The organism is Saccharopolyspora thermophila (assembly GCF_014646075.1).
GTDB lineage: Bacteria > Actinomycetota > Actinomycetes > Mycobacteriales > Pseudonocardiaceae > Saccharopolyspora > Saccharopolyspora thermophila.
Genome location: NZ_BMMT01000002.1, coordinates 217,200 through 230,961 on the forward strand (window position 1 = coordinate 217,200; position 13,762 = coordinate 230,961).

Annotated in this window: 10 protein-coding genes and 2 riboswitches; of the genes, 6 read left to right on the forward strand and 4 right to left on the reverse strand. The window is 71.7% G+C overall.

What is annotated here, in order from left to right; all coding sequences use genetic code 11:
* Window positions 1-63: 63 nt before the first annotated feature.
* Window positions 64-1,320 (forward strand): CynX/NimT family MFS transporter, encoded by a 1,257-nt coding sequence (locus tag IEY17_RS04440; protein WP_188985723.1) that lies wholly within the window; start codon window positions 64-66, stop codon window positions 1,318-1,320.
* Between the two features lie 109 nt (window positions 1,321-1,429).
* On the opposite strand, the gene IEY17_RS04445 is transcribed toward IEY17_RS04440, so the two are convergent.
* From IEY17_RS04445 to IEY17_RS04455, 3 genes are all read right to left on the reverse strand, one after another.
* Window positions 1,430-2,827 (reverse strand): mycothione reductase, encoded by a 1,398-nt coding sequence (locus IEY17_RS04445; RefSeq protein ID WP_188985725.1) that lies wholly within the window; start codon window positions 2,825-2,827, stop codon window positions 1,430-1,432.
* A gap of 14 nt (window positions 2,828-2,841) precedes the next feature.
* Entirely contained in the window at window positions 2,842-3,858 is a 1,017-nt protein-coding gene (locus IEY17_RS04450) for a VanZ family protein (protein ID WP_188985727.1), read from the reverse strand.
* A 148-nt stretch (window positions 3,859-4,006) separates the two neighbouring features.
* Window positions 4,007-4,552 (reverse strand): YbhB/YbcL family Raf kinase inhibitor-like protein, encoded by a 546-nt coding sequence (locus IEY17_RS04455; protein WP_188985729.1) that lies wholly within the window; start codon window positions 4,550-4,552, stop codon window positions 4,007-4,009.
* A 209-nt stretch (window positions 4,553-4,761) separates the two neighbouring features.
* On the opposite strand from IEY17_RS04455, the gene IEY17_RS04460 reads away from it, so the two are divergent.
* The 3 genes from IEY17_RS04460 to IEY17_RS04470 all read left to right on the forward strand — a co-directional run bounded on the left by IEY17_RS04460 (window position 4,762) and on the right by IEY17_RS04470 (window position 10,869).
* Window positions 4,762-5,733, forward strand: coding sequence for a sugar kinase (locus IEY17_RS04460; RefSeq protein ID WP_188985731.1), 972 nt, complete (start codon window positions 4,762-4,764; stop codon window positions 5,731-5,733).
* Window positions 5,734-6,010: 277 nt separating this feature from the next.
* Window positions 6,011-6,130: riboswitch (cobalamin riboswitch) on the forward strand.
* Window positions 6,131-6,179: 49 nt separating this feature from the next.
* A complete protein-coding gene (cobN, locus tag IEY17_RS04465; protein ID WP_188985733.1) occupies window positions 6,180-9,860 on the forward strand; it encodes a cobaltochelatase subunit CobN in 3,681 nt (1,226 codons plus the stop codon).
* 202 nt (window positions 9,861-10,062) lie between these two features.
* Window positions 10,063-10,869 (forward strand): S1 family peptidase, encoded by an 807-nt coding sequence (locus IEY17_RS04470; protein ID WP_188985735.1) that lies wholly within the window; start codon window positions 10,063-10,065, stop codon window positions 10,867-10,869.
* A gap of 205 nt (window positions 10,870-11,074) precedes the next feature.
* On the opposite strand, the gene IEY17_RS04475 is transcribed toward IEY17_RS04470, so the two are convergent.
* Window positions 11,075-11,701, reverse strand: coding sequence for a LysE family translocator (locus tag IEY17_RS04475; protein WP_188985737.1), 627 nt, complete (start codon window positions 11,699-11,701; stop codon window positions 11,075-11,077).
* A 283-nt stretch (window positions 11,702-11,984) separates the two neighbouring features.
* Here IEY17_RS04475 and IEY17_RS04480 point away from each other — a divergent pair, with 283 nt between their 5' ends.
* Both IEY17_RS04480 and IEY17_RS04485 read left to right on the forward strand, forming a co-directional pair.
* A complete protein-coding gene (locus IEY17_RS04480) occupies window positions 11,985-12,809 on the forward strand; it encodes a S1 family peptidase (protein ID WP_188985739.1) in 825 nt (274 codons plus the stop codon).
* An 81-nt stretch (window positions 12,810-12,890) separates the two neighbouring features.
* Entirely contained in the window at window positions 12,891-13,358 is a 468-nt protein-coding gene (locus IEY17_RS04485) for a GNAT family N-acetyltransferase (protein WP_229679838.1), read from the forward strand.
* A gap of 233 nt (window positions 13,359-13,591) precedes the next feature.
* A riboswitch (cobalamin riboswitch) is annotated at window positions 13,592-13,718 on the forward strand.
* Window positions 13,719-13,762: the final 44 nt, after the last annotated feature.

A 13,762-nucleotide genomic window follows, 5' to 3' on the forward strand; every position in this document is an offset into this window, starting at 1 on the left:
CTATGTTTGACATACTAGGTCGCGATGTCTCCCGAGTCACGGTCCCAGTACGTCTCTGGCCATATGGCTGACCAGCATGCCATCCGTTTGTCCCGAGCTGGGCACCCGGACGCCTTTACCCGGGAGAACGCCGGTGCCACCGTTCCTCCGAACCGGGGCGCCGCCGCGGCCGGCGGCGGGTTGCTGCTCGCCGGTGTGGCGCTCGCGGCGGCGAACATGCGCCCCGCGGTCACCAGCCTGGCCTCGGTGCTCGGTGAGGTTCGCGACTCCCTCGGCGCGTCGAGCACGTGGGCGAGCGTGGTGACGTCGGTGCCCACGCTGTGCTTCGGGCTCGCCGGTATCGCGGCACCGGTGCTGGCGCGGCGGTTGGGCATCAACAAGGTCATCGGCGTGTCGCTGGCCGTGCTGACGGCCGCGATGCTGCTGCGCGTCGTCGACGGTCCGTGGACGGTGCTGGGCGGCACCGTCCTGGTGTGCGCCGCGATCGCGATGTGCAACGTGCTCATCCCGGTGGTGGTCAAGGAGTCGTTCCCGACGCGCGTCGGCATGGCCACCGCCCTCTACACCACGGCGATGGCCGCGGGCGGGTCGACGGGGTCGGCGCTCACGCCGTACCTGAACACCGCCACCGGCAGCTGGCGGCTCGCGCTGGCCACCTGGGCCGTGGTGGCGCTGGCCGCGCTGCTGGTCTGGATCCCGGGCACGGCTCGACGGGCCTCGACGCGCGAGGTGTCCGGGACGAACGGGCCGCGGCGTTCGCTGGCCCGCAGCCCGCTCGCCTGGGTGATCACCGGCTATTTCGGGCTGCAGTCGCTGGTCGCCTACGTGGTGATGGGCTGGCTGCCGGAGGTCTACAAGGGCGCCGGGATGGACAGCACCACCGCTGGCATGCTGCTGGGCCTGCTGCTGTTGATCGGCGTGCCGATCAACATGATCCTGCCGCCGCTGGTGACCAGGACCCGCAGCCAGTCCGGCTGGGCCATCGGCCTCGCGGTGCTCACCCTCGTCGGCGTGTTCGGGTTGATGTTCGCGCCGTTGAGCCTGCCGGTGGTGTGGGCGCTGGCGATCGGCATCGGGATGAGCGCGTTCCCGCTGGCGCTGGTGCTCATCCCGCTGCGGACGACCAACGCGGCCGACACCGGGTCGCTGTCGGCGATGTCGCAGAGCCTCGGCTACCTGATCGCTTCGTTCGGCCCGTTCCTGTTCGGTGTCCTGCACGACGTGACCGGCGCCTGGTCGGCGTCGCTGGTCGCGATTGTGGTGATCGTCATGATCCAGGCGGTCTTCGGCGTCATCGCCGGACGCCCCCGCACCATCTGACCCCACCCCCGACTCGGGGCCCTCCCACGGCCCTTTATCAAGGGGCCGGAAGATGGTGCGGCGGGGTGGCTCGCGTTGCTCGGAGAGTCGCGGCCACCCCGGGGCGGGGTCAGTCCAGGGGGAGGTTGAGGAGGGCGTTCTCGATCAGTTCCGGCATGCCCGGGTGGATCCAGTACTGGCCGCGGGCCATGGTCCGGGCGTCCAGGCCGAACTGCATCGCCTGGATCAGCGGCTGCAGCAGGGTCGGGGCCTGCGGTCCGATGATGTGCGCGCCGAGCAGTCGGCCGGTGCCGGGGTCCGCGAGGAGCTTGGCGAACCCGGTGGTGTCCTCCATCGCCCAGCCGTAGGCGATGCCCGCGTACTCCTGGACCGAGATCACGTGCTCGATCCCGCGCTGCTGCGCCTCCTGCTCCGTGAGGCCCACCGAGGCGATCTGCGGGGCGGAGAACACCGCGTGCGGCACGAACCGGTGGTCGGATTCGATCGGTTTCTCCGGGTGCAGCAGGTTGTGCTGCACGACGCGCATCTCGTGGTTGGCCACGTGCTTGAGCTCGTAGTCGGAGCTGATGTCGCCCAACGCCCACACCCCGTCGACGGAGGTCCGCTGCGTCGCGTCGACCTTGATCTTGCCGCCCTCGGTGAGCTCCAGGCCGCCCGCCGCGGCGTCGATCAGGTCGGTGTTCGGCACCCGGCCGACGGCGATCAGCAGTGCCTCGGCTTCCACCACCTCGGCGCCCTCCGGGCCCTCCAGGTGCAGGCGCACCAGCTCGCCGTCCTGCTCGACGGCGATCTCCTTGCGGTTCAGCCGCAGGTCCCAGCGCTGCCCGGCGAGCTCGGTGAACCGGGCCGAGATGTCGACGTCCTCGGAGCGCAGCACCCGGCCGGAGCGGCCGATCATGGTGACCTCGACGCCCAGCGTGGAGAACACGTGCGCGAACTCCGCGCCCACGAACCCGGTGCCCATGATGATCATGCGTCGAGGCAGTTCGGGCAGCCGCATCACCGTGTCGCTGGTGTGGTAGCGGACCTTGTCCAGCCCCGGGATGTCCGGGATCGCCGGCCGGCCGCCGGCGGCCACCACGATGCGGTCGGCGGTGATCTCCTCCGCCCTGTCGGCGGTGTCCACGACCAGCCGCTTCACCCCGGTGAACCGGGCAACGCCCTCGTGGAGCGTGACGTTCGGGTTGTCCTCGGCGCGGTAGCGGCGACCTCCGGATGCGATCGCGTCGATGCGGCCGAAGATCCGGTCCCGGATGTCGGTCCAGCGCACGCCCCGCAGGTCCAGATCGACGCCGAGCCGGGCGCCGCCGGACGGGGCGGCGGCCACGTCCGCGGTGTGCACGAACATCTTCGTCGGGATGCAGCCGACGTTGAGGCAGGTGCCGCCGTAGGCGTCGTTGGGTCCGATGCCCTTCTCGACGATGGCGACGTCCCAGTCGGCGAACCGATCGTCGAGGATCGAGTTGCCGGAGCCGGAACCGATGATGACCAGATCGAAGTGCCGCACGGGTCCATCCTGCCTCAGGTCGAGCGCGCCGTGGTCGGTGCGCGCTGGCTTTGTCGGGCGTCGATCGTGTCCAACCCGGCGGCGCGGCCGGTGATTCCCCGGTGATCTCGGCCGCTGGTCACGCCCCAGGCGTGCGCGGCGCACCACAGCAGCGCCACCGCGATGCTCGGGTGCCCCGTCGTGACCTCGAGCGCTCCCTGCCCGATCGCCAACCCGCCGCAGCCAACCGCCCAGCGGACGAAGGCCGCCGGGACGGGGCGGCGGTTCGGGGCGCGCGCCCGCAGCAGCACGGCGTGTTGCCCCGGCGAGGTACCGCGCGCGGTGACCGTCGCGAGCAGCAGCAGGGCGGCCGGGGCGAACCACAGTGCTGTCGCCTGCCACCAGCGGGTCGGTTCGGTGCGGGTGAGGTGCAGTACCACCTCGGCGAGGCGGGCGCAGCACAGGCCGAGCCACCACAGCAGCAGTGCGTCGCAGCACATGCCCAGCAGTCGTCGTGTTGCCGTGACCGGTCTGGGTTCGCTGGCGGGACGGCCGCTGCCGCCGGTGGGCAGGTGCCGCAACCGCGGGGCGAGCAGGCCGCCCAGCGCGGCGCCGATGGTGTTGGCGATGATGTCGTCGATGTCGAAGACCCGGTGCGGGCACGGGTGGACGAACCAGGTTCCGGTGAGTTGCGTCAGCTCGATCACCGCCGACACCCCGGCCCCGACCATCACGGCCGCCGCGACCCCGCGCCGCACGAGCGCGCCCAGCGGGACGAACAGCGCGATGTTGCAGGCGAACTGCGCCAGCATGGCCCCGCTGGTCAGCGCTGTGAGCGGAATCCACTGCGGCGCAAGGCACTCGGCCGTCGACGGGAACAGTACGTAGGCCGCCAGACCGAGCGCGTAGAGCAGCACCACGAAGCGCAGCACCGCCGTGCCCAGGCGGAATTCGCCGTGGCGGCGGTGCTCCGCGGCGACGAAGGACGCGAACAGCAGCGCGGCCAGGCCGGTGGCGACCAGCGCGGCGTAGCAGCCGGGCAACGCGCTCATGCGAACCCCTCTCGTCGTCGGCGGAAAACCTCCCGCTCATCAAGAGGTGCGAAGGGCCAATCTGGATACATCTCGATCAGGGGATGCTCGCCCGGAACGGCGAAGCGCCCCGGCCCTGATGCGGGCGGGGCGCTTCTCGCGCGGGACGTCAGCGCTGGTAGGTCGGGGTGATCACGGCCCGGGCCACGGTGTGGAACGCCAGGTTGAAGCTCACCACCGCGGGGGTGGCCTTCTCATCCACGCCGAGCTTCTCGGTGTCCACCGCGTGCACCGCGAAGTAGTAGCGGTGCGGCCGGTCACCGGGCGGCGGGGCGGCGCCGCCGAAGGCCCGCTCGCCGAAGTCGTTGCCCACGTGGAAGGAACCGGCCGGGATGCCGCTGCCGTCGCGGTTGCCCGCGTCGGTGGGCAGTTCGGTGACGTCGGCGGGCACGTCGACCAGCACCCAGTGCCAGAAGCCGCCGGGGATCGGCGCGTCCGGGTCGAAGCAGGTCACCACGAAGCTCTTGGTGGTTTCCGGGAAGCCCTCCCAGCGCAGGTGCGGCGAGCGGTTCTGGCCGTCGGCGCCCATGCCGTCGAAGGCGTGCGCCTGCGGCATCGGCTGGCCGTCGGCCACGTCGTCGGAGGTGACCGTGAACGCCGGGACCGCGGGTAGCAGCGAGTACGGGTCCGGATCGATCGGGCGCTCCAAGCTCATCGAGCATCCTCTCTTCCTGAAGGGCAGGCGTGCGGTGACTGATCACCGCGTGACCCAGCCTAGAGGTCGCCGGGCTCCCGGCCAGTCAGCGCACGCCGGGTGGACGTGGTGAACACCGCAACGCTTATTGCACATCGTGCAACAGAATGGTGTATTTCGCAGCGCAATCCGGTTAGGCTCTGCGGCGACGGCGAGGCGAGGAGGCGGACGTGGCGGAGCCGAGCAGCGGCTTGGAAGTGCTGTGTCTGGGGGAGACGATGTCGCTGGTCGCCCCGGCCGCGCCGGTGCCCCTGGAGCAGGCCCCGGCGTTCACCCTCTCCGCCGGTGGCGCGGAGTCCAACGTGGCCGTCCACCTGGCCGCGCTGGGCCACCGGGTCGGCTGGGCCAGCCGCGTCGGCGACGACCCGCTCGGCCGCCGCATGGTCGCCTCCCTCGCCGCGGCCGGAGTCGACACCGGGCTGGTCGAGGTGTGCGCCGACGCCCCGACCGGCGTCTATTTCAAGGACCCCGGCCCGGCCGGAACCGCGGTGTATTACTACCGATCCGGGTCCGCGGCGTCCACGATGGACGAAAACTTCCTCACCGACGAGCAGCTCGACGCGCCGCGGCTGCTGCACGTCAGCGGCATCACCCCGGCGCTGTCCGACGGCTGCGACCGGCTGATCCGCCACCTGCTGACCCGCCCCCGCCGCTGCCGCGTCACCTTCGACGTCAACTACCGGCCCGCCCTGTGGCCGGTCGCGGAGGCCGCGCCGCGGCTGCGCGAGCTCGCCCAGTTCGCCGACGTGGTCTTCGTCGGGCTGGACGAGGCGGCCACTCTGTGGGGCGTGGAAACCCCTGATGGCGTGCGGAAAATGCTGGACCGGCCGGACACCGTGGTGGTCAAGGACGGGGCCAACGCCGCCTACGCCCTCGGTGCGGACACCGTGGCGGTGCCCGCACCGGAGGTGGCCGTGGTCGAGCCCGTGGGAGCGGGCGACGCCTTCGCCGCCGGATACCTTTCGGGTCTGCTGCGCGGCGAGGACCGCGTCCGTTGCCTGCGCCTCGGGCACATCCTGGCCGCGCACAGCCTGCTCAGCACCGAGGACCACATGCCCTTGCCGGACCGCGACGCGGTGGCGGGCTGGCTCGGCTGCGACGACCAGCAGTGGCGCTGCCTGCGCTTCGGCAGAAATCGGTGATGGTGGGTTTCTCCCGACGAGCTGTTCACCGGCCCGGTCATGGCGATCCTGCGCGGCATGGACCCGCAGCGCACCGTCGAACTCGCCATGCGGGCCTGGGACCTGGGCATCGACGCCGTGGAGGTGCCGGCCCCCACCGCCCGCAGCGACGGCTCGGCCCGGTGCGTCTCGTCCTTGCCGCCGGCCGGTGGATCACGCCGGGTGAGCCTGGTCATCGCCCGGGGGTGGCGGGTTGATCTGTCGTTAGGATGGCGCGAGCCAGACGGCGGTGACGCGGAGGAACCCGGTGCGAGTCCGGGGCGGTCGCGCCACTGTGACCGGGGAGCAGCCCCCAACGCGCCACGGCCCGAGCGGGCGGGAAGGCGGGGACCTGCGGTGATCCGGGAGCCAGGACACTCCGGCCGCCGTGACCGACCCGGGGCGCGCACCCCGAGAGAGGACCACCCGTGAGCGAGCCTGCCCACACCGGCACCCGGATCCTGCTGCTGTCCACTGCGGACACCGACCTGCTGGCCGCGCGCGCCGCCGACGCCGGCTACCGGGTCGCCAACCCCGCCCGCGTCGCCGCCGAGGAGGTGCCGGACCTGCTTACCGGCGTGGACCTGGTGGTGGTCCGGCTGCTGGGCGGTCGGCGGGCCTGGGAGGAGGGGCTGGACGCGGTGCTCGCCTCGGGCGTCCCCACCGTCGCGCTGGGTGGTGAGGCCACCCCGGACGCCGAGCTGATGGCCCTGTCCACGGTGCCCGCCGGGGTCGCCACGCAGGCGCTGGCCTACCTGGTGGAGGGCGGGCCACGGAACCTGGCGCAGCTGGCCCGGTTCCTGTCCGACACGGTGCTTCTCACCGGGGAGGGCTTCGCCGAGCCGGAGAAGACCCCGGAGTTCGGCCGCCATGGTTCCCGGCCGCACGACCCGTCGCGGCCCACGGTCGGCATCGTCTTCTACCGCGCGCACGCGCTGGCGGGCAACACCGCCTTCGTCGACTCCCTCGCCGATGCGGTCGAGGCCGCCGGGGCCAACGCCGTTCCGGTGTTCTGCGGTTCGCTGCGCGGCCTCTCGGACGTCGCGGGCCTGCGCGAGCTGCTCAGCGGGTGCGACGCGCTGGTCGCGACCGTGCTGGCGGCCGGCGGTGCGGTGGCTGCGGACGCCAGCGCGGGCGGTGACGAGGACTCCTGGGACGCGGGCGCGCTGGCGGAGCTGGACATCCCCGTGCTGCAGGGTTTGTGCCTGACCACCAGCCGCGCGGCGTGGGCGGACAGCGATGCCGCGCTGTCGCCGATGGACGCCGCGATGCAGGTGGCGGTGCCGGAGTTCGACGGGCGCCTGATCGGCGTGCCGTTCTCGTTCAAGGAGACCGGCCCGGACGGCATCCCGGTGTACGTCGCGGACCCGGAGCGCGCCCGCCGGGTGGCGGGGATTGCGGTGTCGCTGGCCCGGCTGCGCCACGTCGACAACAAGGACAAGAAGCTCGGCATCGTGCTGTCGTCGTATCCGACGAAGCACTCCCGGGTGGGCAACGCCGTCGGCCTGGACACCCCGGCCTCGGCGGTGGTGCTGCTGCGCGCGCTGGCGGCCGCGGGCTACGACCTCGGCAGCCTGGACGTGTCTCAGCTGGACGGCGACACGCTGATCCACCGGCTGATCGCCGCCGGTGGCCACGACGTGGAGTGGCTGACCGAGGACCAGATGGCGCAGGCGGTGATCAGCATCCCGGCGCCGCGCTACCGCGAGTGGTTCGACGCGCTGCCGGAGCCGTTACGTGAGGCGATGACCGAGCACTGGGGCGCCCCACCGGGCAGCCTCTACGTCGACGACGAGGGCTCGGTCTACGTCGCGGCGCTGCGCTTCGGCAACGTGGTGCTGATGATCCAGCCGCCGCGCGGCTTCGGCGAGAACCCGATCGCCATCTACCATGACCCCGATCTGCCGCCGTCGCACCAGTACCTGGCCGCGTACCGGTGGCTGGCCGAGGACTTCGGCGCGCACGCGGTGGTCCACCTGGGCAAGCACGGCACGCTGGAGTGGTTGCCGGGCAAGGGCCTGGGGCTGGCCGCCGACTGCGCGCCCGACGCGGTGCTGGGGGATCTGCCGCTGGTCTACCCGTTCATCGTCAACGATCCGGGCGAGGGGACCCAGGCCAAGCGCCGCGGACACGCGGTGGTGGTCGACCACATGATCCCGCCGATGGCGCGCGCGGACAGCTACGGCGACATCGCCAGGCTGGAGCAGCTGCTCGACGAGTACGCCGTCGTCAGCGACCTCGACCCGGACAAGAAACCCACGCTGCGCAACCAGATCTGGGAGCTGGTCACCTCCGCGCAGCTGCACCACGACCTGCACCAGGAGGAACAGCCGGACGCGGAGTCCTTCGACGATTTCGTGATGCACATCGACGGCTACCTGTGCGAGATCAAGGACGTGCAGATCCGCGACGGCCTGCACGTGCTGGGGCGGGCCCCGCGGGACGAGGAGCTGGTCAACGACGTGCTGGCGATCCTGCGGGCGCGCCAGGTCTTCGGCGGCACCGTCGGCGCGCTGCCGGGTCTGCGCGCCGCACTGGCCGTCCACTTCGGACTCGATGAGCAGGCGCTGTTGGCCGAGCCCGGAGCCCGGGTCGCCGTTCCGCGGGCGCTGACGCGGCTCGTCGAGGGCCCGGCCGTGTCCGCCTCCGACGCCGTGGATCTGCTGGAAGCCGTCGCCCGCAGGCTGGTCGTGGCGCTCGCCGACGCCGAGTGGCAGGTCGACCGGGCCGTGGCGGTCGTCGCGGACGTGCTCGGCGAACCGGGGGACTCCGTGGTGCGGGTGCTGCGCTTCGCGTGCACCGAGGTCGTGCCCCGGCTGGCGCGCACCACCGACGAGGTCGAGCACGTCCTGCACGCCCTCGACGGCGGTTTCGTCCCCGCCGGGCCGTCCGGGTCGCCGACCCGCGGGCTGATCTCGGTGCTGCCCACCGGCCGCAACTTCTACTCCGTGGACCCCAAGGCGATCCCGTCCCGCAACGCCTTCGACGTCGGCTCCGCGCTGGCCGAGTCGCTGCTGGCGCGGCACCGCGAGGACACCGGCGCGTACCCGCGCTCGGTCGGTCTGACCGTGTGGGGGACCTCGGCGATGCGCACCCAGGGCGACGACATCGGCGAGATCCTGTGGCTGCTGGGCTGCCGCCCGGTGTGGGACGACGCCTCGCGCCGGGTCACCGGCTTCGAGGTCGTGCCGCTGGGCGAGCTGGGCCGCCCGCGCATCGACGTGGTGGTGCGCATCTCCGGCTTCTTCCGGGACGCCTTCCCGCACGTGGTGGCGCTGGTCGACGACGCGGTGCGCACCGTCGCCGAGCTCGACGAGCCGGACGAGGACAATTTCGTCGCCGCCCACTACCGGGCCGACCTGCGTGAACATGGCGACAGCAGGCGCGCCTCGACCCGTGTCTTCGGTTCCAAGCCGGGGGCCTACGGCGCGGGGCTGTTGCCGCTGATCGACGCCCGGAACTGGCGCAGCGATGCCGACCTCGCCGAGGTCTACGCGACGTGGGGCGGGTACGCCTACGGCCGCGGCCTGGACGGCCGCGAGGCGCGCACCGACATGGAGACGGCGTTCCGGCGCATCCAGGTGGCGGCCAAGAACGTCGACACCCGCGAGCACGACATCGCCGACTCCGACGACTACTTCCAGTACCACGGCGGCATGGTGGCCATGGTGCGGGCGCTGTCCGGGCGGAACCCGGCGGCGTACGTGGGGGATTCGGCCGTGCCGCACGCGGTGCGGACGCGCACCCTGGGGGAGGAGACCAAGCGGGTCTTCCGGGCCCGCGTGGTGAACCCGAAGTGGATCTCGGCCATGCAGCGCCACGGGTACAAGGGCGCGTTCGAACTGGCGGCCACAGTGGACTACCTGTTCGGCTTCGACGCGACGGCCGGGGTGGTGGACGACTGGATGTACGCGAAGCTGGCCGAGTCCTACGTGTTCGACGAGCAGGTCCAGCAGTTCCTGCGGCAGTCGAACCCGTGGGCGCTGCGCGGCATGGCGGAGCGGCTGCTGGAGGCGGCGGACCGCGGTCTGTGGGCCGAACCGGACCCCTCGACGCTCGACGAACTGCGTTCGGTGTACCTCGAGCTGGAGGGGGAGCTGGAGGACTGACCTGTCTGTCTCCTTAGGACACTTCACTCCTCCGAACGGGTGGTAATCCGGGGGAATCTTCCACCCATTCGTGTGGCTGCGTGTGGTCCGCCTGTATCCGAAAACGGGTTTCCGCCCTCTTTCTCATGGACACTCGAGTTGAGCCGGACGTGGCAACTGGCGCTCGCAAGGCGTGCCGGGTGCCCCGGGGGAGGAGGCAACGATGGCTGGAACACGGCGTGGATGGCGGTCGTTGGTCGGGATGCTTGCGGCGGCGGCGCTGTCGTCGGGGTTGCTGGCGGCGACGGCGCACGCGAGCCAACCGGACTGGCTTTCGGCGAAGGTGCCGCCCATCGTGGGCGGTCAGGCCGCGAAGATCACCGAGTTCCCGTGGGTCGTGTACCTCACGGACCTGCAGGGCAACCAGTTCTGCGGTGGCACGATCGCGAAGGCGAACAAGATCGTCACCGCGGCCCACTGCGTCTCCGGTGAGGAGCCGGAGGGCGTGCAGGTGATCGCTGGGCGCGAGAGCAAGCAGAGCAACGACGGCACGGTCGCGAAGGTGACACGGATCTGGGTGCATCCCGGCTACCACAACGCCAACAGCGGCTCGGACATCGCGGTGCTCACGCTCGACCAGGAGCTCCAGCAGCAACCGCTCGAGGTCGCCTCGAAGGCCGATGAGCAGCTCTACCAACCGGGCAAGAACAGTACGGTGCTCGGCTGGGGCGCGACCGCCGAAGGCGGCCAGGCGTCGGAGAACCTGCAGAAGGCGGAGGTGCCACTGGTCAGCGACCAGGACTGCCAGCGGGCGTATCCGCAGTACCGGGCGGACGCCATGGTCTGCGCTGGGCTGCCGCAGGGCGGCGTGGACAGCTGCCAGGGCGACTCAGGCGGACCGCTGGTGGTGGACGGCAAGCTGGCCGGGATCGTCTCCACGGGAAACGGGTGCGCGCGGCCGAACGCGCCGGGCATCTACACCCGCGTGGCGACCTACCACGATGACGTCCAGGCGCAGCTGGGCGCCTGAGGTGGATCGGTGCGGCCGCGGCGCCACGCGCGCCCCGGCCGCACCGTCGCTCGGAGAACGTGGGGTCGTTGCGCGTGGCGGTGTGGCTGGCGCGCGGTCTCCACAGTGGACGCATGTGCTCGGGCAGGGCAGGCCCAGCAGCCTGTTGTCCGCCCTCACGGCCCCACCGCTGGTGATGGCCGGGCGGCGGACCTGCGCCTCGGTGTCAGCCCGCCACCAGTCCGACCGAGATGGTCACGAACGCCGCGGCGCTGACCACGTCCAGCGACCTGGCGACGCGGGGGTGCCGGAGGCGGTCGGTGATACGCGCGGCGCCGAGCACGATGGTGAGCTCCCATGCGGCGGCCAGCAGCAGGAACACCGCGCCCAGCAGCACGAGCTGGAGGGCGGGTTGCGCCGCGGCACCGACGAACTGCGGGAGGAAGGCCAGGCTGAACAGCAGCATCTTCGGGTTGGTGAGGTTACTGAGCAGGCCGCGCAGGTAGGGGCTGGCCGGATCCGCGGGCGGCGCGGTGAGCGCGCCGGATTCCCGCCTGGCCAGCCAGAGTCCGCGCAGGATCGTCGCGGCCAGGTACACCAGGTAGGCCGCGCCGATCCACTTCAGCACCGACAGCACCGCCGGGTGGCTGGTGATCAGCGCGCCCAGCCCGGAGATCACCAGCGCCACCTGGATCACGCTGGCGGTGTGGATGCCGGCGAGCGCGAGGAGTCCCGCCCGCCGCCCCGCGGTCAGCGAGGTGCGCAGCAACAGGAAGGCGTCCACGCCGGGGGTGAGGACCACCACCGCGCTGGCAAGCAGGAAGGCGGGCAACGGGGTCAGGTCCAGCAGCACGGGCGTGTTCCTCCTTCGGGGCAGTGGTGATCACTGGATCGGGGGTGGATCTGTCACCTGTTCAGGCGGAATACGCGGAACCGTCGCGATGCGCGCTTCGGGGCCGCTCCGGATCGAGAAGGATGAGAAGCGGCTGAACACCACCTGATCCGTAAGATTTCCCGCTGATGTCCATTTTAACGAGAGATTTTCCCGCCATCGTGTGAGTTGCGCCTCGTGATGTTCCGGTGTCGGCGTGGCTACGGTGTGCGGTCGGCAAGATCGGCGACCGGTGGAGGCGACGTTGGGGCGTGGCAGGAAGACCGGAGCGACTCGCGGCGGCACGCTGCGGCGGCTCGCGATCGGCGGCGCGGCGACCGTGCTGGCCGGAGTGCACCCCTGGGTGGCCAGCGCGGCCGAATGGCCCGAGGCGCGGGTGCTCGACGGTTCGCCGGCCACGACCGACGAGGCCCCGTGGGTGGTGGCGCTGACCGATGAGCACGGCCGCCAGTTCTGCGGCGGCACGCTGGTCACCCCGATCAAGGTCGTCACCGCCGCGCACTGCGCGACCAACCTGCTCGACGGCGCGATGCGGCAGCCCGAGGAGCTGCGCGCCATCGCCGGCCGGACCGACCTGCGCACCCAGCAGGGCGTGGTCAGCGAGGTGGAGCGGATCTGGGTGCACCCGGCCTACCGCGGTTACACCAGCGGTGACGACCTGGCGGTCCTCACGCTGCGCGCGCCGCTGCCGCAACCACCGCTTCCCCTGGTGGGGCGCGGGGAAACCGCGCCGTACCGGCCGGGCGTGGTCGGTCGCGTCTACGGCTGGGGCCGCACCAGCGAATCCGGCCCGCCGTCGGACACCCTGCGGTCGGTGGACGTGCCGGTGGTCGGCGACGAGACCTGCCGCACCGCCTACCCGAACTTCGACGCGCACAGCATGTACTGCGCCGGCATCCCGGAAGGCGGCCGGGACGCCTGCGCCGGGGACTCCGGCGGCCCGATGGTCGCTGACGGGCGGCTGATCGGTGTGGTTTCCTACGGCACGGGCTGCGGGCGGCCCAACACGCCCGGCGTGTACACCCGGCTGGCCAACTACGCCGACGAGCTGGACCAGCAGCTGCGGTAGCGGGCCGCCGCTGCGTGGCGTCGGCTACTTCCCCGCTGCTGGATGGGGTTGCCGCGACCGTGCTGTGCTATCCAGGTAAGGGTGACCCTCCAGCCGCTCGCGGCCGCCGTCCACCGCGCCTACACCGCGGACCTCGACGCCGGCGACTTCTACCGGATGCTGCGCCTACGCGTCGACGTGTTCGTCGTCGAGCAGGAGTGTCCCTACCCCGAGCTGGACGGTCGCGACCTCGAACCGACCACCCGGCACTTCTGGATCGACTCCGCCGACGGCCACGTGCTGGGCTACCTCCGGCTGCTGGAGGACCCCGACGGCACCTACCGGATCGGCCGGGTCTGCACCGCCAAGGCGGCGCGCGGCCTGGGCCTGGCGCGCAAGCTGATGAATGCTGCCGTCGCCGAGGCCCAGCACTCGCCCGTGGTGCTCGCCGCGCAGACCTACGCCAAGGAGTTCTACCGCTCCTTCGGTTTCCAGGAGGTTGGCGACGAGTACCTGGAGGACGGCATCCCCCACGTCAACATGCGCCGCGAACCCCGGATCTCCAGATAGCCGCAGTCGTTGTCGAGGGCGGGTCGACCGGCTCGCGCCGCGTGCCGACACCTCTGCCGTAGGGTCTCGTCGTCGTTGCCGGCGAAAGCGGCCGCTTGCCTGACGGTCTGGTGCGGTCGCACGTCCCCGTGTCCTTCCCGAACACGTGGTGCGGATCTCGTCGTGATGGTGGTCGGTTGGTTCGCTGATCCCGTTCTGCGACGATGCACGTGATCCGCACGCAAGGGGTGCGCCAGGAAGCCGGTGCGAGTCCGGCACGGTCGGCGCCACTGTGACCGGGGAGTGGACCTCCCGCGCGAGCCACCGGGGGACGACCTGGGAAGGCCGGAGGGACGCGGCGATCCGGGAGTCAGGACACTGCCGCCCCTTGGTCCCGCCACCGGGGCGTCCGAACCCCGAGGAAG

Excerpts from the sequence above, each read along its gene's own strand:
- IEY17_RS04440 (WP_188985723.1), top strand. The coding sequence starts at position 64 with ATGGCTGACCAGCATGCCATCCGTTTGTCCCGAGCTGGGCACCCGGAC.
- IEY17_RS04450 (WP_188985727.1), bottom strand. The coding sequence starts at position 3,858 with ATGAGCGCGTTGCCCGGCTGCTACGCCGCGCTGGTCGCCACCGGCCTG.
- IEY17_RS04470 (WP_188985735.1), top strand. The coding sequence starts at position 10,063 with ATGGCTGGAACACGGCGTGGATGGCGGTCGTTGGTCGGGATGCTTGCG.
- IEY17_RS04455 (WP_188985729.1), bottom strand. The coding sequence starts at position 4,552 with ATGAGCTTGGAGCGCCCGATCGATCCGGACCCGTACTCGCTGCTACCC.